This window comes from Verrucomicrobiia bacterium (genome assembly GCA_035629335.1).
Classification (GTDB): Bacteria; Patescibacteriota; Saccharimonadia; order Saccharimonadales; family Saccharimonadaceae; genus DASUUR01.
On the sequence record DASPIB010000001.1, the window covers coordinates 356188 to 381937 of the forward strand.

The following is a 25750-nucleotide window of genomic DNA, read 5'->3' on the forward strand; positions in this document are numbered from 1 at the left end:
TTTTAAAACTACAAATTAATGGTCGTGCTAAAACCAAGGCTCGCCGCCATCAGCCTGCTCAACCAGGATAGCTTCGATTGCTTCAGGGGAACGCTTCTCGGGATCGTTCAAAATAGCGGTAATAATCTGTTCCATAACCTGTTCTAGTTTACATTATATACTACGCTGGGTCATCGACCATATAACCGATACCATAGGCAGTTTTGATTATCGGCGCGTCAAATGGTCGGTCAATCTTGTCGCGTAAATATTTTATGTGTACATCAACCGTGCTGCTCCAGCTATCTTTGGTAGTTTCCCAGGCATGATTAAGAATCATAGAGCGAGTGACGGCGCGACCGCGGTTATTTATTAGGTATTCGAGTATGTCAAATTCTTTGCGTCGGAGCTTAATAGGGACGCCCGACCGTTCAACGTGCCGGCGATCGAGGTCGATCACCAGGTCGCGATGTTTAATGATGTTTCGCTTTAGCCGAAAAGCTTGGCGACGACTGAGCGCTTTGATGCGCGCCTGTAATTCTTCGCGGTCAAAAGGTTTGGTGAGATAATCGTCGGCGCCTGATTCAAGTAGTGCAATGCAATCGCTACGTTCTTTTGAAGCGGTGAGCACCAGAATAGCCGCTTGGTTGCCGGCGGCCCGTAGTTTTTCACAAACCTTCTTCCCCGATATATCTGGCAAGCCAAGATCAAGAATAATAACAGCATATTGTACCGAGGCGGCCTTACTAAGGGCTTCATTGCCTGATTCGACCACATCGATAACAAAACTTTTACCAAACAAAAGTTTTATTCTTTCAGAGAGGTGCTGGTTGTCTTCGACGATTAATAGTTTCATAACTTTATAGATACAGGTTTCGCTCTTTTGGCTTAATAATAGAACACAATTATTAAATAATTCTTAATAATTATACGAGAAAAGTGTATTTTGTGGCGAAAAGTTATGAATAAAAGCTAATTTTTGTTTTAAAAACATGAAGCCGAGGGCTGCCGCTTGCTAACGCCAATTGGCACTAACTGTATATCCCTCGGCGAACATAGATGTAACAATGCCTGTTGCCTGAGCACGGTTACGTCTTATGTTTACCGTGTAGTATACCGCCCGCAAGATTAAATTGTCATTAAATAAAAGCTTTTTAAAAAAGATGAGGCTGGTGGCGAACGATTATTCACCACCAGCCGTCTCAGAAGACATGCAGGGCCGTACCAAAGGCCGCGCAAAACACAAGAAGTGTCGAGGCAAGATCGAGCGACGACCCGGTCATGAGTGCCTTAACGCTCGTTGGCGCCGTCCGCAGCTTCTGCACAATAGTCCTGAGCTGTCGGCGAGGAAACGGCTGAGCTTTTGTGATTGGCTTCACGTCTTGACGAACAATTGCCGCTAGCGGCGCCTTCCAGCGCCACAGAGTCTGTAGAACCAAAAAGATCGTACCGACAAGGTCGATAACGCCCTTCTTGTTGAAGATCCACAGCGCCTGAACAAGCTGCGGCGTTGCCTTCAGGACGACCGTATACCAACAACGCGCCCAAGGTGACTTGGGGTGCAACTTCCCCTGTGTCATGAGCACGATGAGGATGTACATGCCAATCAGATCGATCTGAAAGACAGTCACATCCCATGGCTTAAGCCGACCACCACTCACGAATAGCTGGTAGAACTGAATGCAGACAACCGTAGTGTTACCGGCTACGATGGCACTATACTGGACGAGCAGCCCCGTCATCTCTTTGCGTTGCCAGCCGGTCGAAACTCGGCGCGCTTCAATTGTCAACCAGATAAAACAGAGGATTGCCGCCTCGGCTGAACACATCCAGCTAATCAGCGGCGGTCGCCCTTCAAGCGAGGCGTCAATCTGTCGCCACCAAAAAGCGACAATCAACCCCAGGCCGATTAGTTGATCAAGCCAAAACCACATCTCCCGCTTAGTCCAAGCGCGCTTTTCTGCGCGCGAACCAATTGTTGCCATTTTTCCCCATCCAGATGGTAGAGGCTTCGCTTACAGTATACATTTAAAAACATAATTTTGCTATAATAACTCGTGAAGCACAAGCAACTTAGAAAAGGAACAAATGCATGGATCAGCAGCCGGTCTCACCCCAAAAACAGCGTAACAGAATGATTTTATTTACTATTGTGGTAGCAATTTTGGCGGTTGTTGGCATTATCGTGGCTATTCTTTCAGCTAATCGTAATGACGCGCCCAAGCCAGCGGCCGAGTCATCAAATCTCGAGAAAACCTTCTACGAAAGCTTAGCGAACGCCAGCCAGCAGCAGCGAATTCGGGTGGCCATGCTCCGAAAAACCTATGCCAATGCTGCTGATGCTGCGGCTAATAAAAATGTTGGGGTCGTCGCCTCAACGGTGAGCGAGATCGACGTTGCAGCCGGCAAGTACCGTAACGTTTTTGCCAATAAAAACCTTGGAAAAGACGTATTTACCCTCGGTCGCTGTATTGACGGCACTGACTACATCGACCTCCGCAACGCGTCCGAAGAGGCTAAAACTTTGCAAGAAGCGAACCAAGACCTGTTAGCTCTTTCGCGAGTAACCGAGAACCTGCAGTTTGTCACTTGCAAGCGTGTTGGGCTATATCCCCAGGCTGTAGTGGTTGATTTAGCACCGGCGCGCATTAACGACGGTGTGTTCCCGGTAACCCTAAAGCCCGCACAGGCCAAAACTTGGGAAGAAGAAATGATCAAAGCCGACTTATTTACGGTTACCGATGAAGGCGAGCAGACATTTGAGGGTAAAAAAGTGCGTAAGATTAGTTTTGCCCCTAAAGGCGATGGCTTATCGGTTAACCAAACCCTGTACCAAAATTTCTTTAAAGCTGCAGAAATACAAAAACTCAAAGCCGAAAACAACCCAGATGCCCAGTACGATTACGCTTTTATCAGCATCAATGCGAGCAATTCCGGCGGGGTAAAAGGCTTTTACTTAATCGACGAAACAACAAAGCTACCAGTCTACAGCGAGCTTATGGGGGTGAACAAAGACAGAGAAGCAGCCGAATCAGATAGTGTCAAACGGCTCAATATTGGCGTGACCAAGCAAACCTACTCGTATCCGCCCGAGCTTACATTGGATGAAAAATCACAACTCGAAATCTTACAGTAATTTCTGGTAAATACTTAGCGATGTTGGTATAATTCCAAATATCTGCTTGGGGCGCCGTGGCGGAGTGGTTACGCAGCGGTCTGCAAAACCGCGTACACCGGTTCGATCCCGGTCGGTGCCTCCAGATAATTGCCGCGGGCGAGTGGCGGAATTGGTATACGCGACGGACTTAAAATCCGTTGGTCTAAACAACCTTGCGGGTTCGAGTCCCGCCTCGCCTACCAGAGATTATTTTGCTTTTGTTTTTAAGGACAAAGCCCTGTATTATTCCAAGATAAAATGCTATACTTATAGCAGAATAAATTACGATATCTAAAGCGAGGGAAAGCATGATTCCATTACTAGTTGTCGGTGCAATTGTACTGATTTTTATTATCTTCTTATGGGCAACCTACAACAGCCTTGTTAAGCTGAATGTCCGGGTTGAAGAAGCCTGGAGCGATATCACGGTGCAACTTAAGCGACGGCTCGACCTGATTCCGAACCTTATTAACACCGTAAAAGGCTACGCCGAACACGAACGCAGCGTGTTTGAAGCGGTTACCGAAGCCCGCGCCAACGCCCTAAACGCTCAAGGCGTTAAAGAAACAGCCGAAGCTGAAAACCAATTCGAAGGCGCACTAAAAAGCTTGTTTGCAGTAGCTGAAAACTACCCACAACTACGGGCTAGCGAGAATTTCCAGCAACTACAGCAAGAATTAGTTGATACTGAAGACAAAATCCAGGCTGCCCGCCGCTTCTATAACGGTGGTGTCCGTGATCTCAATACCAAAATTCAATTGTTCCCAAATAATCTTTTTGCTGGCTGGCTTGGGTTTAAAAACCGAGAATTCTTCGAAGTCGATGACATGGCTTCGGTTGAAAAGCCAGTTGAAGTTTCTTTCTAACATTTCTTTCAAGAGAGGCCTAACTAGTTATGTATTCTGCCATTGCTGCTAATAAAAGAAATACGGTCATTATTATGGCCGGCTTTCTTTTGCTCATCGGGGGGCTCGGGTGGTTGGCCAGTGCTATTTATGGCAACCCACACATTTCAATTATTGTTATTGTAGTAGCGGCAATTTACGCACTGATTCAATACTTTGCCGCAGCACGGCTGGCGATTGCTATGTCGGGTGGTAAAGAAATCCAAAAGCGCGACGACCCGCGGTTGTGGCGGATTGTAGAGAACCTGGCAATCACAACTGGCATGCCAATGCCGAGAGTGTTTATAATTGACGATCCGGCTTTAAATGCTTTTGCTACCGGTCGCAACCCTAAAAATGCAATCGTGGCAGCGACCTCGGGAATCCTAAATGCTCTTGACGACACCGAGCTCGAAGCGGTGATGGCGCACGAGCTTGGCCACGTCAAAAACTACGACATTCGCGTGTCGATGATTGCGTTTGGCTTAGTCAGCGCGATCGGCTTGCTTTCTGATTTGTTTATTCACATGATGTGGTTTAGCAGTAGTGACGACCGCGATAATGTACCGCCGCAGCTCATGATTTTTGGTTTAATCGCGATTATTCTGGCGCCGATTGTGGCCATGTTAATTCAGCTAGCGGTTTCTCGCCAACGAGAATACCTGGCCGATTCTACTGGTGCTATGACCACTCGTTACCCCGAGGGCCTGGCGCGCGCGCTTGAGAAAATTCAACACCAAGGTGCCACGCTCCGTCGCCAAAATGCCTCAACCGCCCATTTGTTTTTCGCAAACCCCTTAAAAGGTAACTTTATTGGTAAACTATTTAGTACGCACCCGCCAATTGAAGATCGCATTGCTCGGCTGCGTGCCATGACGGAAAAAATGTAATTTACCACCTATGGCGGCGCCTAGTACCACTGAAAAAAATAAAAAGCCGGGATTAGCATCACGCCTAACTGGGCGATGGCAACAATACCTGCAGCGGACGCCGCACCGAAGCTTTCGTCTTACTCGCCGCCGAGACTACGCCCGCGATTTTCAATTGCCTGGTTACTGGAAGTTTACTGGCGAAGTGTGGCAAGTGCTCATTAAAGACAAAAAGCTGTTTCTGGGCGTGGTGGTGGTCTATGCACTGCTCAGTATTCTAGCAGTGGGCATGATTTCGCAGCAGGCGTACGACGAACTTAACTTTTACCTGAATGATGTCGGCCAGGAAATTACCGGCGGTGACGTTGGTGGTTTTACCAAGGCGCTAGTCGTGTTTGGCGTGACCCTAATGGGAGATTTAAACAGCGGCGCGTTATCGGAGGCGCAGCAGATTTATAGCGCACTGCTATCGCTGCTCTGTTGGCTAACCATGGTGTGGTTGCTGCGGCAGCGACTTGCCGGGCACGCGGTAAAGCTACGCGACGGTTTGTATTCGTCTGGCGCGCCAATTGTGCCTAGCTTGTTAATTACCCTGGTTATCATTGTGCAGCTATTGCCAGTGGCACTCGGCTTTATAGGCCTTCAAGTTGCGCAATCAAGCGGTATCGGCGAAAGCGGGGTAGAAGCCATGATGCTTTGGCTGGCGGTTATTCTGCTAGGGGTGTTGTCGTTGTACTGGGTAACGTCATCGCTGGTGGCCATGGTGCTAGTGACTATTCCAGGCATGTATCCGTTTGCGGCGTTAAAAGAAGCGGGTCAGCTAGTGCTTGGCCGGCGGCTGCGGCTAATGTTGCGCCTGTTGTGGCTGCTCGCCATGATTGTCTGTTTTTGGGCCCTCTTACTGATTCCGATTATTCTGATAGACCGCCTACTAGGCATCTCGTGGCTCCCGCTTGTGCCGGTATCGGTGGTAGTGGTTGGCGCTTTTACAATTGTTTGGAGTGCGACCTATATTTATCTACTTTATAGGAGGTTGATTGATGCCGAGTAAAGATATTATTGAACGAGCCGAAAAGCTGCGCGCACAGCTGCATCGCTATTCTTACGAATACCACGCGCTCGATGCTCCGTCAGTTTCTGATGCGGTCTACGACACGCTATTTGCCGAGTTAAAGGCCATTGAAGCACAATACCCTGAACTTATTACCCCAGATAGTCCCACCCAGCGGGTCGGTGTGGCGCCAATAGCTAAATTTGAAAAAGTTGCCCATTCCAGCCGCATGATTAGCCTAAACGACGTCTTTAACCGCGAAGAAGTTGAAGCTTGGCTCAAGCGCACTCGCCGTTTGGCACCGATGATGGATGAAAAAGTAGAGTTTTTTGTCGATATTAAAATGGATGGTCTGGCGTGCTCGCTGGTGTATCAAGACGGCAGGCTGCAGCGAGCAGTTACGCGGGGCGATGGCTATATTGGTGAAGATGTGACCAGTAACGTTCGGACTATTGCTAGCGTGCCGCTTTTACTCCACGAAACACCAGAATTTGCCCAATTTCGGCGTGGCCGGACCGAAGTCCGCGGCGAAATTGTGATGTATAAAAAAGATTTCGAAGCTCTTAATACCCAGCTCGCTAAAGAGGGCAAAAAAACTTACGCCAATCCGCGCAACTTAGCAGCTGGTACCATTCGTCAACTCGATCCGCGCATTACCGTCGAGCGCAAGCTGTATTTTCGCGCCTACGATATTCTACGCGACAACCCCGATGAAATCTCTACCAACATGCGTGCCTACGACATCCTTCATGGTCTTGGGTTCATTATTAATAAAGAAGCCCAAGTGTTTCATTCGCTCGATGAACTAATGGATTTTGCAAAGATTTGGGAGAAAAAGCGCCTGACTTTGCCGTACAACACCGATGGCATGGTGGTAAAACTCAACGACCGCAAGCTCTACGCCGAACTTGGGGTAGTGGGGAAGAACCCGCGCGGGGCAATTGCCTATAAATACCCGGCCGAAGAAGCTACTACTCGAATTAAAGATATTTTTGTCAGCATCGGCCGTACTGGTGCCGCGACACCGGTGGCGATGCTCGAGCCGGTAGTAGTAGTTGGTTCAACCGTGCAGATGGCCACCTTGCACAACCAAGACGAAGTTGAGCGAAAAGGCGTGCTTATTGGTGATACGGTAGTTGTTCGAAAGGCTGGCGATATTATTCCTGAAGTGGTGCAGCCGCTGGTAGAGTTACGCAGCGGCACTGAGCAACCCTTTGTTATGCCGACACAGTGCCCCGAGTGCGATACCAAACTTATCCGGCCAGAAGCCGAAGCGGTCTGGCGCTGCCCCAACCCCGCCTGCCCGGCGCGAATGCTGCGGCATATTCAGCATTTTGCAAGCCGCAGCGCCATGGATATAACGGGCCTAGGGGAAAAGAACGTTGAGGCTTTGCTTGATGCTGGTTTGGTTGGTGACCCAGCAGATCTGTATGCTCTAACCAAGGACCAAGTACTCAGCCTCGAACGGTTTGCCGAAATCAGTGCCACCAACCTAATAAACGCTATCAACGAAAAGCGCAATCCGCCGTTTGGTAAATTTCTCTACGCGCTTGGTATTCGTCATGTTGGTGCGCAAACCGCTGTTGATCTAGCGAACGAATTTAAAACTTTTGCAGCTCTGCAAGCCGCAACCCTTGAACAGTTACAGGCGGTGGAAGGTGTTGGCGATGTAGTGGCAGAGTCAATCGTTGCCTGGTTTGAAGACCCGGAAAACCAGAAGTTGCTGCAAAAGTTCCAGAAGAATGGGGTGGTTGTGCAACAAGTCGCCGACACAAAACCCGGTAAGCTTACCGGCGTATCGTTTGTAATAACTGGCTCGCTAAGCGCTATGAGCAGGGATGAAGCTGCCGACAAAATTCGCGAACTCGGCGGTTCCTTCCAAAGCAGTGTCGCTAAAGACACCACCTATCTTGTGGCGGGCGGCAGTGTCGGAGCTAGCAAACTTGCCAAAGCCGAGAAGTACGGCACGAAAATTATCGATGAAGCGGCTTTTTTGGAGCTGCTTGAGTCTTGATCAACAGATAGTAGTGCGGAGCTCTTATTTGTGCCAGCTGTAATTCAAAGCGTCCACTAAAAAGCCCAGAGTCAATAGTGGCCCCCGACATAATTTTGATCTAGCGCCAATTTCTGACAGTAAAGAAGTGAGTTAGGCTTTCGACACTGACGGTACGCTCCTTATAGCTATTATATGAAACCGATACCGAGGGATTGCTTTAGCGAATTAGAGAACATCATGGTAATCAAAAAAACGCGCTTTTTGCGAGCGCGTTTTTTTGAAAGATTTAAGCTATCTTACCAGCTGCGTTGACGGAAGCTACCGCCACCGTTTTGGTTGCCGTTGCTGCTGTAGTCGCGGCGTGGGCGTTCCTCGCGTGGGCGAGCTTCGTTGACGTTAATGTTGCGACCATCAAGTTCGCTACCATTCAACTGATCAACAGCTTTTTTGCCGTCTTCGTCGTTCTTGAAAGTAACAAAGCCGTAGCCTCGGCTACGGCCGCTATCACGATCCTGAACAACGATTGCTTCTTCGATATCACCCATAGGGGCGAAATGAGCAGCTAAACTCTCGCTAGTGGTTTCCCAAGCGAGATTGTTTACAAACAATTTTTGTGCCATACGTTTTCCTTTTACTTCTCAAATGCCAGACTCGACCAGTTTCATATCGCAAAAGGAGTGAACTGTACGCACATGCCCTACTGATACGACGCTTCTGAACAGTACTAGTTAAGCACATTTATGAAATAATAGCTAGGGCAATGCGAATTTAGTTAAGAATAAGTTAATAATATTTGTAAAGCTTATGGTTCTAGTGTACAATGCAGCTAGAGCTCGTACGCAAAGTGGCTCTTTGCGTTCGGATCAATATAAAAAACTTCCATAAACAAAAAAGAGCCGCGGGTGGGCGCGCGCGAGCTACATTAAAATATGAAGAAGGCCCGGTACACAGCAAAAACTGTGCACCGGGCTTTTGGTGTGGATGGCTGAACCGGTGAGGGCTACAGGCTACGCGGTAAAGCCGACCTTTCCTAGGAGGTTCAGCGTTCCAAAGATAAGTACCTGGAAGATCGCGAACAATGAGTATCGCAGAAACTCCATAGCGTCCGCAAGCCAGGGTGCCAGGACCGATCCTGCGAAGATCGCCAAGCCGAACCCAATACCGTCCCAGAAGATGTTCTCCGCGCCCTTGTTAGGAAGGAAGTTCAACTTCTCGCCAAAGCTCAAACCCATGTAGCGGAGGGCGTAGAGTGCGGCGATGACCAGTGCGACCCCGCCTGTACCGATATTCCAGAGCCACTCGCCAGCCCCCCAACTCTCAATGAGCTTGATGAAGAGATCACGAAGACTTGAAATCAACTTGACATCCGACAGGGTGTCGAACGAAACCGCCACTAGCAGTAGTGCAATAATCTGTGGTGCTCGCTGAAATCCCTTCACGCCGGGGATTTTATCGGCGAAAAAGTCTGCGCCCCAGACTACGAAGACTGCGATCATGAGGTTGGTGATCCACGGGTCAGGCGTGACGTGGTTGATGAGGTGAGGTACCGCTAGATGAACCGTCGTTTGCATCTCGAATCCCGATACTGTCGAAGGTTGCCAAACACTTACTGAACTACATTATCATAAATACAATTAAAATCAAGAGTTTTATTCACAATGTGTGTATATTGATATAGTCGAGGATATGTTGTAGACTGAAATTATTATCATTGTGGGGCATTGGCGCAGTTGGCTAGCGCGCTTCCATGGCATGGAAGAGGTCATCGGTTCGAATCCGATATGCTCCACCAAAGCAGTTCTATTCGAATCTTGTGTGAGTAGGCCTGCTCTGGTTAACAAACGATATGTGTTAATGATGTACGCATCCCTAAGCTGTGGGCCTAATTTTCGATATATGCTCGGGTCTGTGTCGCGCGACTATTAAGCACTTCCCATATAGAGACTCTCACGCCACGATTACTGCGGTTTGTAACCTCATATTGTAAGCTATATTCACCCAGGCGATTGCTTTTAAGCAAACTGATGCGTAGAGGTTGCACGCTGTTAGACGAACATTCAAGGCAAAGTTCGGGTTCTGGCATGGTGCTTTCAAATATCCCAACATCGAGCACTGTTGTTTGCTGCGGCGGAATGGTTGCGGTTGTAATAAGTTCTTTTTGTGTCTGGGTGGCGCTACAATCTTGCATCTCAAAGTTCCCCTTTGCACTGCCAAATTTAGGCAGTATTGTTAATTAAAATTTAAGAATGCTTTACAAGCCGGCCTAACCTTGAGAGAATTTAAACAGGCCAGTTGGTTTCCCAAGGTAACGGGACGAAATGAAAACTAGCGTACGAGCCGTGTAGAAGTCCGCACGTTAGAAGCAGCGCTGCTACTTTAAGGATACACTTTTTACTCAATCATGGTCAATATTTAAATTTCAGTGGGAACGCTTTTTACACATGCAGTATTACCGAAATATCGATGTCTCTAAAAAATATCATGTCTCTTTGACCGCAGTTGCAAAATGGATCGACGCTGCCAAACAAGGCAGGATTGAGCTGCAGCTCCACCAGGAAGGGCAGCGCGTGTACATTGCAAACACCGCTAAAAATCAGTTAATCATGGACGAACTCGCCCGCGAGCGCAAGAAATTTATTAACAGCCGTTCTCGCAAAACCGTTCGGCCGTCGGCGCGTTTTTACGAGCTGTATAACGAAGAAGAAATCTTTGATATTATCGCGAACATTGAGAAGCATCGGGAGATTCCGTTGCAGTATGCTTATTTTGATGGCGGGGCCGATTTCTGGGATAAGTATATGCAGAAGCTGCTTAACGATACCACACCGAATACCCTCACAAGTACAATAAAACTTTTGGAACTTGCGCAAAGCTCAATAACAACTCTTATAGGCAGTAATAAGCGTGTTAATGTAGTCGATCTTGGCGTTGGTAATGCCATGCCTGTTCATGGCCTTCTATCTAACTTATTGCGGCAAGGATTGCTGAATCGTTATGTAGCGATTGATGACAGTAAGGCAATGCTCGATATTGCTGAGCAAAACATCAAAGAATGGTTTGATGACAAGGTTAACTTTGAAGGGCATGTTCGGGATATTCTCACGGATAGATTCGACGATCTACTCGCAAGAGATTCTTTCGATGGCAGTAATGCAATGAACGTCGTGTTACTGCTTGGTGGGACGCTAAGTAATCTGCGTAACCCTGAATATACGCTTGAGCTGATTCATCGCAGCATGGGAAGAAACGACTTGCTCGTATTTACAAGAAAATTAGACACCCCACGAGCACGTACTTTCTTTGATTTTAATCCAGATGATAGTGTTGCACCGTTGCCGCCTCGGCACAAGATGATCCCCGATCTCCTCAACATCGACGAATCCTTCTACGACGTCGAGCAACTTTTCGACACTACCGATCAAGCTCGATACATCCGTATCCGTATGAAAGTCACGTTATCGATCATCTTTGAAATTGACGGACGCGAACGCACCGTTACCCTTGAAAAAGGTGATGCGCTGCTTTTGTGGCGGGCTCGTCATCAAAATACCTTCGATGTAATTCGGCAGTTCGATCGCAATAACTTTGAACTGCTAAACGCCAGCAAAACTCGAGATAACGAATATATCCTGTTAATTTACGAAGTAAAAGACGACACCGCACGCTAAACTGGCTGCCAAACAGCTTCAGCTTTACCTGCTTTTCATATATCATAAGCATAACTATGTTTAAAAAATTTATCCAAAAACGGCTTGAAAAGCTGGTGCAAAAATATTTACAAAAGCACAAACCGGTGTTGGTGTTAGTTGTCGGGAGTGTCGGGAAGACGAGTGCTAAAATGGCAATTGCCACGGTGCTCGCCGAACGTTTTCGGGTGCGGACGCACGAAGGCAACCACAACATGCATATGAGCGCGCCGTTGGCGATTTTGGGCATTGAGTATCCGGGCAAAATTCGGTCGGTCGGTGCTTGGCTAAAAGTCTTTCAAGCGGCACGGCTGCGTATAAAAGGTGAAAAAGACGTTGACGTAATTGTGCAAGAACTGGGCACCGACATGCCCGGCGATATTGCCCATTTTGGCACCTATCTGCAGGCCGATATTGCCGTGGTGACGGCGGTTAGCAATGAACACATGGAGTTTTTCAAAACTATTGAAGCCGTCGCGCGTGAAGAGTTTTCGGTGGCTAGCTTCAGCAAGCTGCTTGCCGTGAACCGCGACGACATTTCTGGCGAATATGCATCTATGGTTACCACCGCCAATGTCAGTACTTATGGCCTAAGCGGTGCAGCGGAATACCGCTTGCTGATTGAAGATAGCAATTTTGAAACCGGTTTTACGGGCAAGTTAATCACTCAGGAAGTCGGCGAGATCAACGTTAATTTAAAGGTGGTGGGCGAGCATAACACCAAGGCGGCGGTGGCGGCTGGCTTGGTGGCTGCAAAACTTGGCTTAACGGCCGAAGAGATTAAAGGCGGCATCGCGAAAATTCGCCCGGTGAAAGGCCGGATGAACGTGCTGAGGGGCCAGAACAACACCATATTGATTGACGACTCGTACAATTCAAGCGCGATTGCGGCGGTGGCGGCGCTGCAGACAATCTACAAAATACAGGCGCCACAGCGAATAGCGATTTTAGGCAGTATCAACGAAATGGGCGAACTATCGCAGCAAGAACACGAAAAAGTTGGTAATATGTGCGACCCTAACGCACTTGCCTGGGTAGTAACCGTGGGCGAGCAGGCGAAGCGCTACTTAGCGCCGGCAGCGGTGCGGCGCGGCTGCCAGGTGCGGAGCTTTATTTCCCCATATGACGCCGGAGCTTTTGTGCACAGCGTGATGGAAAAAGGTGCGGTGATTCTTGCCAAAGGTTCGCAAAATGGCGTGTTTACCGAAGAAGCGATTAAAATTTTGCTCCATTCTACCGACGACGAAGCCAACCTCGTTCGACAATCGCCAGCTTGGCTTGCTATTAAGCAGCGACAGTTTAGTAAGTTTTAATAGCGGTATAAGTTTTACCTTTAGGTTCGCCAGTCGAGGCGCCTATTTCAAGGAATTTCTTGTGAAGGTTCTTCGTGGTCTTAACGGTGTAATTTTGTTTTTTGACGCGGATACTTTTTGAATCATGACTTTAATAATGTACGCGGGATCTAATGAAGGTAACCTAATAATTTAAACTGCCCCAGCCGATTGGCTGGGGCGCTCCTTACCTCCATACTTGCTGGAGCTCTGGAGATTGTTCGCGGATGCGCTGGATATTTTCCAGGATTCTTTGGCGCTCCCTTTCCGGTATGGCCAGCCATACCAAGGCATGTTCGAGGGAGATCTTTCGCGGGACACAGTGCTTTGTCGAGCAGCTGCGAGGAGCGGATCCATCATGCAGAGAGACACTGGTGAGGTCGTAATCCCATGGCCCAAGCCTCGATGGGCTCACCATCTCCGATGACGTGCATACACCACGTGATTTCCACAGTCGATGTAAATATCGCCCTCCTTAACCTTTGGCAGGCGCCACAGCTCGAATAGGTTTCGGGGCAGGCGCCTTATTCGCCACAGCAAATCAAGAAAAACAAACCAAAATTTGCTCATGACCATTCCTTTTTAAGATATATCTGGACAATTCAGCCACAATCAGCGGACGGAGTATATTTAACCACATATCGCGTGATTCATCAATCCTTCTTCAATGCGGGTATATGCAGTGGTGGCATCTGTTATAATAAATGGCAATGAAACGCTACAACCCTTCCGAAATTGAACCTAAGTGGCAAGTTGCCTGGGAGTCGCAGCGGGCTTTTGCGGCTGCTGATTTATCTGACAAGCAAAAATTCTACATTTCGTGCATGTTTCCGTATCCGAGTGGTGCTGGGATGCACATTGGGCACGCTTTTGAACACACTATTGTTGATGCAGTGGCACGCTTCCAGCGGGCGCATGGCAAAAATGTACTAGCCCCGATTGGCTGGGATGCTTTTGGCCTGCCCACCGAAAATTACGCCATTAAAACCCACCAAAAACCGGCAGACGTAACAGCTGCTAACGTTGCAAACTTCAAAACTCAGGTCAAGCGAATGGGGCAAAGCATCGATTGGTCGCGCGAAATTAACACTTCCGACCCCGAATACTACCGCTGGACACAGTGGGTGTTTACAAAATTATTCGAGCGTGGCTTAGCCTATCAAAAACAAAGCGCCCAATGGTGGTGCCCAGTGGATAAAACGGTGTTGGCTAACGAACAGGTCGAAGGCGGCAAGTGTTGGCGCTGTGGCAGTACGGTTACTAAAAAGTCGATGAAGCAGTGGTTCTTTAAGATTACCGATTACGCCGATGACCTCTTAGAAGGCTTGGATAGTCTGGATTGGCCCGAAAAGATCATTGCCGCCCAGCGCAACTGGATTGGCCGTTCGCAGGGTGCAGAAATCGACTTTCAGGTGCAAGGCAGTAGCGAAAAGCTTACAGTATTTACCACTCGGCCAGATACCATCTTCGGCGCTACCTTTTTAGTTATCGCCCCAGAGCACCGGCAGGCGCGAAAATTACTATCGGCCGATGCGAAAGCGGTGGCTGAAGCTTACATCACCGCCGCTCAACAAAAATCTGACATTGAACGCATGAACACTAACCGTGAGAAAACCGGCGTCCCCACCGGTAGCCTGGCTGTTAACCCCGCAACAGGCGAAGCAATTCCGATTTGGATTGCCGATTATGTCTTGCCAGGCTATGGCACCGGCGCAATTATGGCAGTGCCGGCGCACGATGAGCGTGATTTTGCTTTTGCTGAAGCTTTTAATTTGCCAGTGGTTGAAGTAATAGATAAGCCAAGCGACGATATTGTATCGCCGTATCATGGCGAAGGGGTGCTTATAAATTCTGGCGCATTTGATGGCACGCGCACCGAAGACGCACGCGAACAAATTGCAGCTTGGCTGGCGGAACAAAATGTTGGCACGCCCACGGTAAATTACCGAATGCGCGATTGGCTAATAAGTCGGCAGCGTTACTGGGGTGCGCCCATTCCTATTGTTCACTGTAAAGAACACGGTGCGGTAGCCGTGCCAGAAGAGCAGTTACCAGTTATTTTACCTGAAGTTGACGATTTCACCCCTAAAGGTGACGGCCGTTCGGTGCTAGCCAACCTAGAAGAGTGGACGCACACGACCTGTCCTAAGTGTGGCCAGCCGGCAATTCGCGAAACCGACACTATGGACGGTTTCGCATGTAGTAGTTGGTATTTATTGCGCTACGCCGACCCTAAAAACCATGAAGCTGCCTGGAATCCTGAAAAAGTGAACTACTGGGCGCCGCTTGACTATTATGTTGGTGGTGACCACGCGGTAGCGCACCTGCTGTACGTCCGGTTTTGGACGCGGGTATTTTACGATATGGGATTGGTCAACTTCCAAGAACCAGTTAAAAAACTGGTTTACCATGGCATGATTAATGCCGAAGATGGCAGCAAAATGAGCAAAAGCAAGGGTAACGTTATCGATCCGCTCGATATTGTTAATCAGGGTTACGGCGCCGACACACTGCGCACTTACTTGTTGTTTATCGGCCCGATTGACTTGGATGCCGCCTGGGATTCGGGTGGGATCGCCGGAGCTTACCGGTTCTTAAACCGCATTTGGACCTTGGTGCAAGAATACCAGGCGTATGAAGGCAAAGATGCGGGTGATGCCGCGGCAGTAACAAAAGCCCTTCATAAAGCGATTCGAAAAGTCACAGATGATATAAGCAGCCTGCGTTTCAATACCGCCATCGCTGCCTTAATGGAATTTGTGAACGAACTCTACAAACAAAAACTGAACGGTATGTCGGGTGCACATTGGGAACAAGCAATCAAGCAGCTCGTGCAGCTTGTCGCGCCATTCGCACCCCACTTAGCCGAAGAACTTTGGCAGCAGCTAGGTGGTGAAGGACTTATTCAGGCAGCGGCGTGGCCCAATTGGGACGATCAGCAGCTGGCTATTGATACCATCACGATTGTTGTGCAGGTAAACGGTAAAGTTCGCGCCACACTTTCAGTTCCTCCACAAACCAGCGAAGAAGATATACGATCGCAGGCGCTCAAAGACGAGCGAGTGGTTAAGTTCACCAAAGATAGCCAGCCAAAACGAATCGTGTATGTACCGGGCAAGTTGGTTAATATTGTTTTGTAGATATTGATCGCCTTAACAGGCATCCTTATGGGTGATGCTTGAAGATGAAGTAGAGAAATAACCGTGTTACTGTAAAAAGCATGTGCAAGTGGTAATTTGTCCATAAGCGTGATGGTGATAATCATGCCGGTTCTTGCCTAATCTCTGTTTTTGGCGTATAATCGCCGTAAGATTTATATTTAAACTAAAGAGGATTCTTATTCATGGGTAAACCAAAGAAACAAACCAGTGCGCGCAAGACTGGCCTGCGACGAAGCCACCTTGTATTGAAACTGGCCCGAATGGTCAACGGCAAATCACCGGTGAAGGTGTTTACAACCAAGCGTGAAAGCGGCAAATCTCGATTGGCCCTTAAGCAAACTATTGCTACACCAAAAAAAGAAACTAAAGAAGCTGCACCTGCAAGCAAATAGGCTTCGTTTTAGAAGTCAGATTTTATATAAAAAGGAGCCAGATGTATGGCATCAAACCGTCACCTCGGTAGAATAATTGCACTACAAACACTGTATGAAAGCGAGTTCCGTGAGGAAGCAAACGATTCAACGCTTGATATCGATGAAGTGCTCGAGCGTAACCTTGGGCGTTACGAGGATACTGTTGAAGATAAGACCTTCGTAAAGCGCCTGGTGGACGGCGTATTTGCTGCTCGCAAAGACCTTGACGCAATCATTCAGCCAATCGCCCCAGAGTGGCCAATTGAGCAAATTGCCCGCATTGATCGGACAATTTTGCGGATGGCAATTTTTGAACTGAAAGAATTGTCAGAAATCGTGCCACCGAAGGTTGCGATTAACGAAGCGGTAGAACTAGCAAAAGCATTTGGCTCTGATAATTCCAGCAAGTTTGTGAACGGCGTACTTGGTACGGCCTACCGCAAGCTTATTAAGGAGCCAGCCGATGCAGACACCGAAGTTTGATAAGTTCAAAAAATACTTTAGCCGCAAAAAGCCGTCGATTCAAGAGATTGTCCGCGAACCGACGGCCGGGGGCGTGGTGTTTCGTCGCAATAAAAAGGGCGAAGTAGAAATTTTATTGATACAGGATGCTAAAAATCGCTGGACCATCCCTAAAGGTCACATTGAAGAAGGCGAAACCGCTCAAGAAACAGCGGTGCGCGAAATTGCTGAAGAAGCCGGCCTTGCAAACACCGAAGTTATCGGCTGGCTCGGCAAAATCCATTTTCGCTATCGCCGGATTAACACTTTGGTGATGATGACGACGCAGATTTACTTGGTGCGGGCCAAAGGCGATACAAACGACATCAAAAAAGAAGAGTGGATGAACGGCATTCGCTGGTTTACTTTTCCGGATGCCCTCGAGCAAATCGAATATGAAGACATCGGGAAGCTGATGTTACTGGCCATGAAGCGAATTCGACAGGAGAATTTATAAATGAGTGGCATGGACACGACGCCGTATAAAGAATTTGCCCGCCAAAAGCTTGGTTTAGAGTTCGAAAATATTGAGCTGCTAATCACTGCCCTAACGCACCGAAGCTACATGAACGAGCACAAACAAAGCGCTAAAGAACATAACGAGCGGCTCGAATTTCTAGGCGATGCCGTGCTTGAACTTGTGGTAACTGACTTTCTTTATCGTAACTACTCGGAGCCAGAAGGCATTTTGACCAGCTGGCGAGCAGCGCTAGTGCGGACAGAGAGCATTGGTGCAGCTGGTGAGGCACTGGGCTATGCGCCACTGATGCGCCTGAGCCGTGGCGAGCGCCAAGGCAGTGAACGGGCGCGGCAGCAGATTCTGGCTAATGCCTTCGAAGCCTTGATTGGTGCTATTTATATTGAAAAAGGCTACGAAACAGCACGGGATTTTATCGATCAGCACATCTTAAAGAAATTAAGCGGTATTCTCGAAACCGGCAGTTGGCGCGATCCGAAATCGCATCTGCAAGAGGTGTCGCAGCGCATGGACGGCTTTACGCCTTCCTATAAAGTGCTTGAAGAAGTCGGCCCGGATCACGACAAAATTTTCACGCTTGGTGTATTTGTCGGGCCAAAATTAATGGGCAAAGGCACTGGCCCCTCTAAGCAAATTGCCCAGCAAAAGGCCGCTGAAGCCGCGCTTAAGGTCTATAAAGCACGAGCTGTCCGCGAAACGGAGTCTCAAAGATAACGTGCACAGCGGGGATTTCTGAGAGGCAAGCGAGTAAAAAATTGCCTAAACAGATTGACAACAGAGACAAAACCGCGTAATATAGGCCAGAGTTGAACTATATAATTTTAATGACTAAAGGGAACTAAAGTAAGTATGCTCGCAATTCGTTTGCAACGTCTCGGCCGCAAAGGGTACCCAGTGTATCGTGTCGCCGTTCAAGAGGCACAGCGCCACCCATCAAGTGGTCGTGTTGTCGCCTATGTAGGAAACTACAACCCGCACACTAAAGAATCAAAACTTGACGCTGAAAAAGTTAGTTTTTATCTAAAAAATGGTGCTCAGCCAACACCTCGAGTGGTACGTTTAATTCAGGAAGCTAAAATTGACATGCCTGCCTGGGTAAAACAAGCCGACAAAAAGGAAGGCAAGCTGCGCAACCCAGAAAAGTTGCGCAAAAATCAGCCTAAAGAAGAAGCTCCGGCTGAAACTGAAGCCGAAGCTTAAGTTAGCTGCATTTGCTCTTATAAATGCTCCCGCCGTTTGAGCGGGAGTTTTTAGTACTACAGCTTATCTGAAGGCACACTGCACTGCGCCAATAATTAGGGGTAGGTTATTTTCTGCAATTATAATCACTAGTTTATATTGCTCATGGTATAATGTAACAACGATATAAATTTTGAAAGACTGAAAGAGGGGCGGCATGTCTACGGCTACAATAGATCAGCAATTTATCGAATATATCGTTAAATCACTCGTGGGGAATCCCGACGATGTGGTCGTCGAGCGGCGAATCGACGAAAAGGGGGTGTTATTGGAGCTGACTGTCCACCCCGATGATCTTGGCCGCGTGATCGGCAAGCGTGGGGTCACTGCGCAAAGCTTACGCACGCTTCTAAGGGCACTCGGTACAAAAAATGATGCCCGTTATAACCTAAAAATTGTTAATAACGACGACCCGAACCAAAGCTATACTACATCATCAGACCATACCGACGACCAGGCTGTGCAAAACTCTGACGCTGGTCCTGTGGAAAACGAATCTGACCTCACAAAAAAGACCCGAAAAGAACTTGCAGATCTCGACGATCTCGATATATAATTCTATTAGTTCGAAGCACAAAATTCTGCGAGAACCAAAAAAGCTTATGCGAGCAACGTTATATTTATAAAGTTGAGAGCTTTATTTGTCTACAAACCCCGCCACAACGGCGGGTTTTGTGGTTCTTGAATAAGTAAAAAAGCGGCAGTTACGGAGGGATATGTTTGAACAAAGTAACGCTCAGTCGCTTGAGGGGATGCCACAAATGGTGGGCGTCAATCGTGAACGGTCAATTTTACTGGATAACGCTGCGACTACTCCGGCCTTTGCGGCGGTCCAGGAAACGGTTACTGAACTTTTAGATTCGTATGGGTCGGTGCACCGAGGAGCGGGTGAAAATGCTCGAATTTCGACTGAAGTTTATGAACGCTCGCGCGAGATAATTGGGGAATTCTTTGGGGCTGATGCCGAAACTGATACGGTAATATTTACTAAAAACACTACCGAAGCAATCAATCTTCTGGCGCAAGCGCTCACATTCGATCGAGAAGACGTCATCATTCGCTCGGTCATGGACCACCATAGCAACGACCTTCCGTGGCGGCACACCGGGGCCAACGTGCAATATGTTGAAGTAGATGTGGATGGACGGTTTGATGAAGCGCACTTTGAGGAGCTTTTGGTGCGCTACGCCGGAAAAATAAAGTTGGTAGCGGTGTCGGGTGCCTCGAACGTCACTGGGATCATGCCGAATGTGGCTTCAATCGCGCAGCAGGCTCACGCTGCTGATGCCTTAGTTGCGGTAGATGCCGCCCAGCTAGCGCCACATCGACCGATTGATATGTCAGCACTCGGTATTGACTTCCTAGCAGTTTCGGCCCACAAAATGTACGCTCCGCTTGGCTCCGGCGCCCTGATTGGTAAAAAACGATACCTCACCGGGACTCGCCCGCCACTCAGTGGCGGCGGTACGATCAAAGTCGTGACCGATACAGCCGTGAGCTGGGCCGAGCTGCCGGATCGTTTTGAAGCCGGAACGCCCAACGCATTAGGAGCGGCGGCTTTTGCCGCAGCGGCACGCGTGCTTGAGGGTGTTGGTATGGAAAAAGTTGCCCACCACGAAGCAACCCTGACTGCTTATGCCCTGGGTAAACTAGCCACTATTGAAGGCCTGCAACTTTATGGTGATACTCAGCCCGAACAAACAGCCTCGCGGGTGGGAGTACTGCCTTTTAATTTAGAGGGCATCTCGCATCAATTGGTTGCTGCCGAACTCGGCTACCAGCATCATATTAGTGTGCGAAATGGCTGCTTCTGTGCGCATCCGTATGTGACGCGGCTTTTGGGAGTGGGGCAATTAGAGTTCGCTGAAACGGTTCGGTCCTTGGAAGCGGGGGATAAACGCTCGGTTCCGGGCATGGTGCGTGCTAGTTTTGGGATATTTAGTAATTTTTACGATGTCGATTGTTTGGTTGGTGCGCTAAGAGATATACAAGAAAACGGCATTGATATTTCGCGCTACCAGCAAGAGTCAACCTCGGGCGAATACTTCTTGAAGCAGCGCCCCAGAGTGGAAGAATGGCAATTGCCGCAATTATTACGAAAAACCGACTAAAATACAGTATTATTGAAGCTATGCAAGTATCACCACGAAAAATCCAAGTTATTACGCTGTTCCCGGACATGTTTTTGGGCGTGTTGAACGCCAGTATGATGTGGAAGGCGCAAAACCAAGGAGTGGTACAGTTTGAAACCATTGACCTGCGGACTTTTGGTTTGGGCCCACGGCGGCAGGTAGACGACACGCCCTACGGTGGTGGTGACGGCATGCTACTCAAACCTGAACCGCTATTTGCGGCAGTTGAAGCGGCCAAAGCCACTGACCCCACAGCACAAGTACTTTTAATGACTCCGCGCGGCAAACGGTGGGCGCAGGCGGAGGCGGTGCAGCACGCTAAAGCAACTAATGGACTGATATTCATATGTGGCCGCTACGAAGGCTACGATGAGCGGATCACTGCGGTAGTTGAAGCTCAGTATTCAGTTGGTGATTATGTTTTAACTGGCGGTGAGCTACCGGCCATGACTATTATTGATAGTATTGTTCGGCTCATGCCTGGCGTCTTAGGGGGCGAAACTAGTGCCGAAATCGAAAGCTTTAGTGACGGCGAAACGCTGGAATTTCCTCAGTACACACGGCCGGCAGAATTTCGCAGCCTAAAGGTGCCCGAAGTGCTTTTAAGTGGCAACCACGCCGATATTGCAAAATGGCGCCAAGAACAGTCAAAAAAAACCCAATAAAACGCCAAAAGCTCAGGCTTAACCTGAGCTAACAGCGTGTTGTGGTGGATATCGTAGAGCGAGCTGCACCGTTTTTGAGTGTTTGTTTATTGCATTCGCTTCCCTTTATTATACATTAAATTCATCTTAAGCTCAAGCATTTTTTGCGCCATTTTAGTAACAAAAGTGGATGTGAGCGGTATGATCACGTCTTAATTGAGCAATCTGCGGTATAATTACTATGAACCTAACAAGGAGACGTTCATGTTTAAAGATGTTGAAGCCCACTGCGACCTTCCCTGCGGCATTTATGAAACCGATACTTTGCGCCACGCGGCGGCTACCGTTAAGCGAATGATGGAAAAAATTGCGGCACTTGGAGAACTTGATTCTGTTGAAAAATACAATACCTTCGTGCGGGCTGTAAAAATCAAAGAAGAACATGCCCAAAAAGTCAAAGAGCAAGTCTATATTTTATGGAGTGATTATTTTAAGCCCGAACATCTTGAGCAATTTCCTGATCTGCACGACATTTTGTGGAAAACTGCCAAGCAAGCCGGTAAAACCAAGCAAACAGTAAGCCTGGAAGAAGCGGAGGCGTTAAATGATATGGTGCATAAAGTCGTGCACCTCTTCGCTGATTCACAGAAATAGCCATGTTTTTCAGGCGCGTCAAAGGCAACAGCATGGTGCCACGGTTTCGCCCGGGGGCGGTGGTGGTGGTGAAGCGTCGACTGCCTGAGGTTGGCGAAGTAGTAGTGGCGAAGCTAGCCGGCAGGGAAGTGCTCAAGAGGGTTGAGAGGCATGATGCGCGCGGCTACTTTTTGGTAGGCGATAACCGGCTCGAAAGTACCGACAGCCGAGAACACGGCCCGATACGTGAAAAAGATATTCAGGGCACAGTAGTGGCGCATCTACCTGGCCCTGAAACAGTGGATTACTCGCTGCGGAGCTTTCGCGCTAAAGCTATCGCCCTATACGCCGTGTTTTTAACTGGCATGGCGGTGACCCAACTGGCAACTTTCGAAGAGTTCAGCGGTATTCTTGAACGACAGTTTACCCTATCGCCTGATGGCGGGATTGTGCTTGCGGCTAGTATCGTCACCATAGAAGTATTTGCACTGCCGTACGTACTTGCGCTACCGCTTAGCAGGGCATTTCGAAGAATCAGCGCGGCGCTTGGTCTTATAACAGCTTGCCTGTGGCTCGGCATGGCTGCCAGCAGTTCGCACGAAGTCGCGTTATTTGGAGGGTTTTCGATTATTCCCCACGGCATAGTCTATTTTGCTGCTGTGCTACTGATCGCGTTGCTGGCGTGTTTGTCGGTAACAAAGCTGAAAAGTTGACATGGGTTTTACAGTGAACGTCGAGTGGTATTCTGTAAAATAAGATATAATTAAGGCACCTACTACGAAAGGGTGCAACATGCGTTCCCTGAGCGACGAGCTGCACTTTGCACGAGGAGTTATCCGCAATTGCAACGAGCTGATTGAGGATGTCTTTCACAAGGGAAAGCTAACCGTAATCACTAAGTCCGATGGCACCAAAAAGACTCCGCTTGACGATGCAGTGAGCGAAATGGTGGTTGGACTTTATCGGCATCTCCGAGTGCTAAGTGAAGAAGATGGCAGTACCGCAAAGTATGGCGACAATGGCATTGTTGTTCTTGATCCGGTTGATGGCACGCACGACTTGATTGCTGGGCAAAGTAGGCGGCCACGAGTGTCGCTAGCCGGCCCATCGATTGGCCTGTGGAATAAGGAGCCAGTGGTTGGTGTTGTGGGGCTGCCGCTGCTCGGCGGGGAGCCGGTTATTTATTCAGCTAGCAAGGGTAGCGGTGCGTTCCGCACGGTGCGGAAGAGCCAGGAGCGGCTTAGCCTTGACAGCCAGCCCACCAAGGGTACGGTATTGGTTACTGTCAAGAAGACCCCCGAAGCGCAAAAGCTGATTAATAACCTCAATGCTCAGGGCTTTACGCCCTGGCGTGTTGACGGTGCGGTATTTAAGGCGTGCGCTGTTGCCGACCCCGAGCTGCTCAAGATGTATCGGCTTCGAGGCTTTATGCCGCCCGCCGGACCGGTGGTTGGATTTGTGTCTCGCGGAGTCCATCTGCACGACGTGGCTGCTGCTTGGAGTATTGTTACTGAGGCCGGTGGCGTTGCCACGATGCTAAAGAATGCCCCGGGTAAGCAGCCATGGATCGCCGCAAATAACACTCGGGTATACGAGCTGCTGAAGCACGCCATGAATTCCTAGTATGGCCTGCCTGCGCTTTTTTCCAGAAGGCGCAGGCAGTATTTATTGAGATAATTAAGATATTTTGCTATAATCCTAAAAGCTATTGGGGCGTGGCCAAGTTGGTAAGGCGCATGTTTCTGGCACATGAGATCGTAGGTTCGAGTCCTACCGCCCCAGCCATGAAAAGGATTGACGAAAGTCAATCTTTTTCATTGTCAGTAATGTTTTTAAACTAGCTCATATAAGGTCCTTCTACAGACGACCGCTCCACACCACTACATAGTGAGTGGGTGATAGGCTGGCTTCCGATGAGTTAGCGCATTGTCTCACAAGTCTATTCTCAGCCTGCAACTAGTAATTGTGCTACTAATTCGATAGTATAGTTTTGTGACTACATCACTTTATGAACGTGTCTGGAAGGCTCACGAAGATGGATCTTCTGAAAAAAAGACAGCGGCCCTGGAGGAGGTAGATGCCACAATTGCAGACCCTGTGAAGCGAATGGTTTTGCATGCGATGGTTATTCATGAACAGCCGAAGCCTCTTTCGCATCGAGCTGGCGTTACGAGTGTAAAAGAATACGTAGAAAAGAATAGTAAACTTGTACGCACTAATCTCGCACAGATGAATGTTGTAGTTGCATTTCCTGATTTTCTTGATGGGACAGACCGGGGCGAGCTCGACGTACTCAGGCCACGGAAAATAACTATAGCATCGCCTAACTACTTTAAAGCAGAAGGTAACCACACCACCAACAGTCGGCATGCGCTCGTAAAGGGTTACCGGTTGCGGACGCACAGGGTAATAAGGGGTACTACCGACCCAGATGTTGCTAGTAGAATTGCCCGCCCTGAGATCGAGCCGATACCAAATGTCATGCTTGTGATAGGATATGAAGCGGTTAAAGCGTATGCACGTGCGGTTCAGGAGTGGGCAAACCGCTATCCTAATCATGCAGCTTCCGCGCAAAAACGAGACACCCTGCTCGCAGCACTGGGTCATGAGCTAGACGCCCTCCGGGAACTGCCTCTTCCTCAAGTTTCACTGGGGTAACACCGTCTCGTTTGTTCAAAAAGTCACCCCAAGGCTGAACCCCATTCAGCCTTGGGGTCTAAATTTGCTAGGTATCAGAGACTTAATCTCAGTTATATTCCAGCAGTCTCTTGTGAAATAGCCCTTCCTATATCATACTTAAGCGTAATGGTTGAATTTGCAGATTATTTACTTCGTATTGTGCCTGGCTTACTTATCTTTGGTGTGGTGTATGCATTGCTTGCGGATAAAAAAACTATCGCAATAAAGATCCTGCTTCTTATATTTGGCTTTATACTTTTACGTGACGCTATGACTCCACTCGGCTTCTGGGAATTCGGGCTTGCAAATGGGTTGATACCCTGGATTAGATTTACGGATGACATGGCAATCCTATCCTTAATGGGCGCGCTGCTACTAGGAATTGTGCTCGGCCTTGTGTGTATGAATCGCAGTATGAAGCAATATCTGTGCTGGGGGCCGTTGAATGGTCGCACAATTCTATGGGGTGTTGTTGGTGCGGCCGCCATTACGTTCCCATATATAGCAGTAGTATCGCTTCTATCTATTCCTCTGAGTGAGCGAGGTGGCGAGGTGGCGTATGCCGTGTTGCCTGTGTTATTTGTCATGATTGTTGTCGGTAATCTGCTTGAGGAAATACTATTTAGGGGCTATTTACAGGGCTATTTTGAACAGATATACACACCGGTGCGAGCTGCGGTACTCTCGGCATTTATATTTGCCCTCGGCCATACATTTTTAGCGACCACCGTGACCGACATTGGCCCAGTCGTCCTTTTATTTACCTTGTATGAAGGAGCAGTATGCGCATTTCTACGCTTAAAACACGGCATCTGGCCAGCGGCTATTGCGCATGGAGTTGCTATCTTTGTATTAACGTGTGGGTTAGTGTAGTAGCTCGACATATGATCGATGCTACACACGGAGATTATCATCTG

Annotated in this window: 27 protein-coding genes and 4 tRNA genes; 25 read left to right on the forward strand and 6 right to left on the reverse strand. The window is 48.5% G+C overall.

Annotated features, from left to right (window positions below; genetic code table 11):
- Positions 1-160: 160 nt before the first annotated feature.
- Complete coding sequence (locus tag VD907_01990) at positions 161-835, reverse strand: response regulator transcription factor (protein HYG83625.1); 675 nt, start codon at positions 833-835, stop codon at positions 161-163.
- A 346-nt stretch (positions 836-1181) separates the two neighbouring features.
- On the reverse strand, positions 1182-1964 hold the full coding sequence (locus tag VD907_01995; protein HYG83626.1) for a hypothetical protein: 783 nt from the start codon (positions 1962-1964) through the stop codon (positions 1182-1184).
- 107 nt (positions 1965-2071) lie between these two features.
- Here VD907_01995 and VD907_02000 point away from each other — a divergent pair, with 107 nt between their 5' ends.
- The 7 genes from VD907_02000 (at position 2072) to ligA (ending at position 7954) form a co-directional block, all read left to right on the forward strand.
- Positions 2072-3115, forward strand: coding sequence for a hypothetical protein (locus VD907_02000; GenBank protein ID HYG83627.1), 1044 nt, complete (start codon positions 2072-2074; stop codon positions 3113-3115).
- 50 nt (positions 3116-3165) lie between these two features.
- Positions 3166-3239: transfer RNA gene (locus tag VD907_02005), tRNA-Cys, on the forward strand.
- A 12-nt stretch (positions 3240-3251) separates the two neighbouring features.
- Positions 3252-3339, forward strand: a tRNA-Leu gene (locus VD907_02010).
- A gap of 105 nt (positions 3340-3444) precedes the next feature.
- Positions 3445-4002, forward strand: a complete 558-nt coding sequence (locus tag VD907_02015; protein ID HYG83628.1) for a LemA family protein — start codon at positions 3445-3447, stop codon at positions 4000-4002.
- A 29-nt stretch (positions 4003-4031) separates the two neighbouring features.
- The gene (locus tag VD907_02020) at positions 4032-4910 is read left to right on the forward strand and encodes a M48 family metalloprotease (protein HYG83629.1); all 879 of its coding nucleotides are present in this window, start codon (positions 4032-4034) and stop codon (positions 4908-4910) included.
- Between the two features lie 10 nt (positions 4911-4920).
- Positions 4921-5940 (forward strand): hypothetical protein, encoded by a 1020-nt coding sequence (locus VD907_02025; GenBank protein ID HYG83630.1) that lies wholly within the window; start codon positions 4921-4923, stop codon positions 5938-5940.
- Positions 5930-7954 carry an NAD-dependent DNA ligase LigA gene (gene ligA / locus VD907_02030; protein ID HYG83631.1) on the forward strand — a complete coding sequence of 675 codons (2025 nt, stop codon included), beginning with the start codon at positions 5930-5932 and terminating at the stop codon, positions 7952-7954. The genes VD907_02025 and ligA overlap by 11 nt, the downstream gene beginning before the upstream one ends.
- Positions 7955-8232: 278 nt before the next feature.
- Here ligA and VD907_02035 read toward each other — a convergent pair whose 3' ends face one another.
- Positions 8233-8556, reverse strand: a complete 324-nt coding sequence (locus VD907_02035; GenBank protein HYG83632.1) for an RNA-binding protein — start codon at positions 8554-8556, stop codon at positions 8233-8235.
- A gap of 387 nt (positions 8557-8943) precedes the next feature.
- On the reverse strand, positions 8944-9507 hold the full coding sequence (locus tag VD907_02040) for a hypothetical protein (GenBank protein ID HYG83633.1): 564 nt from the start codon (positions 9505-9507) through the stop codon (positions 8944-8946).
- A gap of 144 nt (positions 9508-9651) precedes the next feature.
- Here VD907_02040 and VD907_02045 point away from each other — a divergent pair.
- Positions 9652-9728: transfer RNA gene (locus tag VD907_02045), tRNA-Ala, on the forward strand.
- A gap of 90 nt (positions 9729-9818) precedes the next feature.
- On the opposite strand, the gene VD907_02050 is transcribed toward VD907_02045, so the two are convergent.
- Positions 9819-10124 (reverse strand): hypothetical protein, encoded by a 306-nt coding sequence (locus VD907_02050; GenBank protein ID HYG83634.1) that lies wholly within the window; start codon positions 10122-10124, stop codon positions 9819-9821.
- Positions 10125-10377: 253 nt separating this feature from the next.
- Between VD907_02050 and VD907_02055 the strand changes: the two genes are divergently transcribed.
- Both VD907_02055 and VD907_02060 read left to right on the forward strand, forming a co-directional pair.
- On the forward strand, positions 10378-11604 hold the full coding sequence (locus VD907_02055) for an L-histidine N(alpha)-methyltransferase (protein HYG83635.1): 1227 nt from the start codon (positions 10378-10380) through the stop codon (positions 11602-11604).
- A gap of 56 nt (positions 11605-11660) precedes the next feature.
- Positions 11661-12935, forward strand: coding sequence for a Mur ligase family protein (locus VD907_02060; protein ID HYG83636.1), 1275 nt, complete (start codon positions 11661-11663; stop codon positions 12933-12935).
- A gap of 429 nt (positions 12936-13364) precedes the next feature.
- On the opposite strand, the gene VD907_02065 is transcribed toward VD907_02060, so the two are convergent.
- Positions 13365-13523 carry a hypothetical protein gene (locus VD907_02065; protein ID HYG83637.1) on the reverse strand — a complete coding sequence of 53 codons (159 nt, stop codon included), beginning with the start codon at positions 13521-13523 and terminating at the stop codon, positions 13365-13367.
- Positions 13524-13663: 140 nt separating this feature from the next.
- On the opposite strand from VD907_02065, the gene leuS reads away from it, so the two are divergent.
- From leuS to VD907_02140, 15 genes are all read left to right on the forward strand, one after another.
- On the forward strand, positions 13664-16093 hold the full coding sequence (gene leuS, locus VD907_02070; protein ID HYG83638.1) for a leucine--tRNA ligase: 2430 nt from the start codon (positions 13664-13666) through the stop codon (positions 16091-16093).
- A 203-nt stretch (positions 16094-16296) separates the two neighbouring features.
- Complete coding sequence (locus VD907_02075; protein HYG83639.1) at positions 16297-16506, forward strand: hypothetical protein; 210 nt, start codon at positions 16297-16299, stop codon at positions 16504-16506.
- A gap of 45 nt (positions 16507-16551) precedes the next feature.
- Positions 16552-17010, forward strand: coding sequence for a transcription antitermination factor NusB (gene nusB, locus VD907_02080; GenBank protein ID HYG83640.1), 459 nt, complete (start codon positions 16552-16554; stop codon positions 17008-17010).
- A complete protein-coding gene (locus VD907_02085) occupies positions 16991-17485 on the forward strand; it encodes an NUDIX domain-containing protein (GenBank protein ID HYG83641.1) in 495 nt (164 codons plus the stop codon). Before nusB ends, VD907_02085 begins: the two co-directional genes overlap by 20 nt.
- A gap of 9 nt (positions 17486-17494) precedes the next feature.
- Entirely contained in the window at positions 17495-18220 is a 726-nt protein-coding gene (rnc, locus tag VD907_02090) for a ribonuclease III (protein ID HYG83642.1), read from the forward strand.
- A 135-nt stretch (positions 18221-18355) separates the two neighbouring features.
- Positions 18356-18706 (forward strand): 30S ribosomal protein S16, encoded by a 351-nt coding sequence (gene rpsP, locus VD907_02095; GenBank protein ID HYG83643.1) that lies wholly within the window; start codon positions 18356-18358, stop codon positions 18704-18706.
- A gap of 196 nt (positions 18707-18902) precedes the next feature.
- Positions 18903-19301 (forward strand): KH domain-containing protein, encoded by a 399-nt coding sequence (locus VD907_02100; protein ID HYG83644.1) that lies wholly within the window; start codon positions 18903-18905, stop codon positions 19299-19301.
- Positions 19302-19461: 160 nt separating this feature from the next.
- Complete coding sequence (locus tag VD907_02105; GenBank protein ID HYG83645.1) at positions 19462-20856, forward strand: aminotransferase class V-fold PLP-dependent enzyme; 1395 nt, start codon at positions 19462-19464, stop codon at positions 20854-20856.
- Entirely contained in the window at positions 20820-21542 is a 723-nt protein-coding gene (gene trmD, locus VD907_02110; GenBank protein HYG83646.1) for a tRNA (guanosine(37)-N1)-methyltransferase TrmD, read from the forward strand. The genes VD907_02105 and trmD overlap by 37 nt, the downstream gene beginning before the upstream one ends.
- A 243-nt stretch (positions 21543-21785) precedes the next feature.
- Positions 21786-22175, forward strand: coding sequence for a superoxide dismutase, Ni (gene sodN / locus VD907_02115; GenBank protein HYG83647.1), 390 nt, complete (start codon positions 21786-21788; stop codon positions 22173-22175).
- A 2-nt stretch (positions 22176-22177) separates the two neighbouring features.
- Entirely contained in the window at positions 22178-22867 is a 690-nt protein-coding gene (locus tag VD907_02120) for a S26 family signal peptidase (GenBank protein HYG83648.1), read from the forward strand.
- A gap of 79 nt (positions 22868-22946) precedes the next feature.
- Positions 22947-23777: an inositol monophosphatase family protein gene (locus tag VD907_02125; protein ID HYG83649.1), complete on the forward strand. Its 831-nt coding sequence runs from the start codon at positions 22947-22949 to the stop codon at positions 23775-23777.
- Positions 23778-23863: 86 nt separating this feature from the next.
- A tRNA-Gln gene (locus VD907_02130) sits at positions 23864-23939 on the forward strand.
- Positions 23940-24146: 207 nt separating this feature from the next.
- Entirely contained in the window at positions 24147-24812 is a 666-nt protein-coding gene (locus VD907_02135) for a hypothetical protein (protein HYG83650.1), read from the forward strand.
- Positions 24813-24959: 147 nt separating this feature from the next.
- Positions 24960-25706 carry a CPBP family intramembrane glutamic endopeptidase gene (locus tag VD907_02140; protein ID HYG83651.1) on the forward strand — a complete coding sequence of 249 codons (747 nt, stop codon included), beginning with the start codon at positions 24960-24962 and terminating at the stop codon, positions 25704-25706.
- Positions 25707-25750 lie beyond the last annotated feature (44 nt).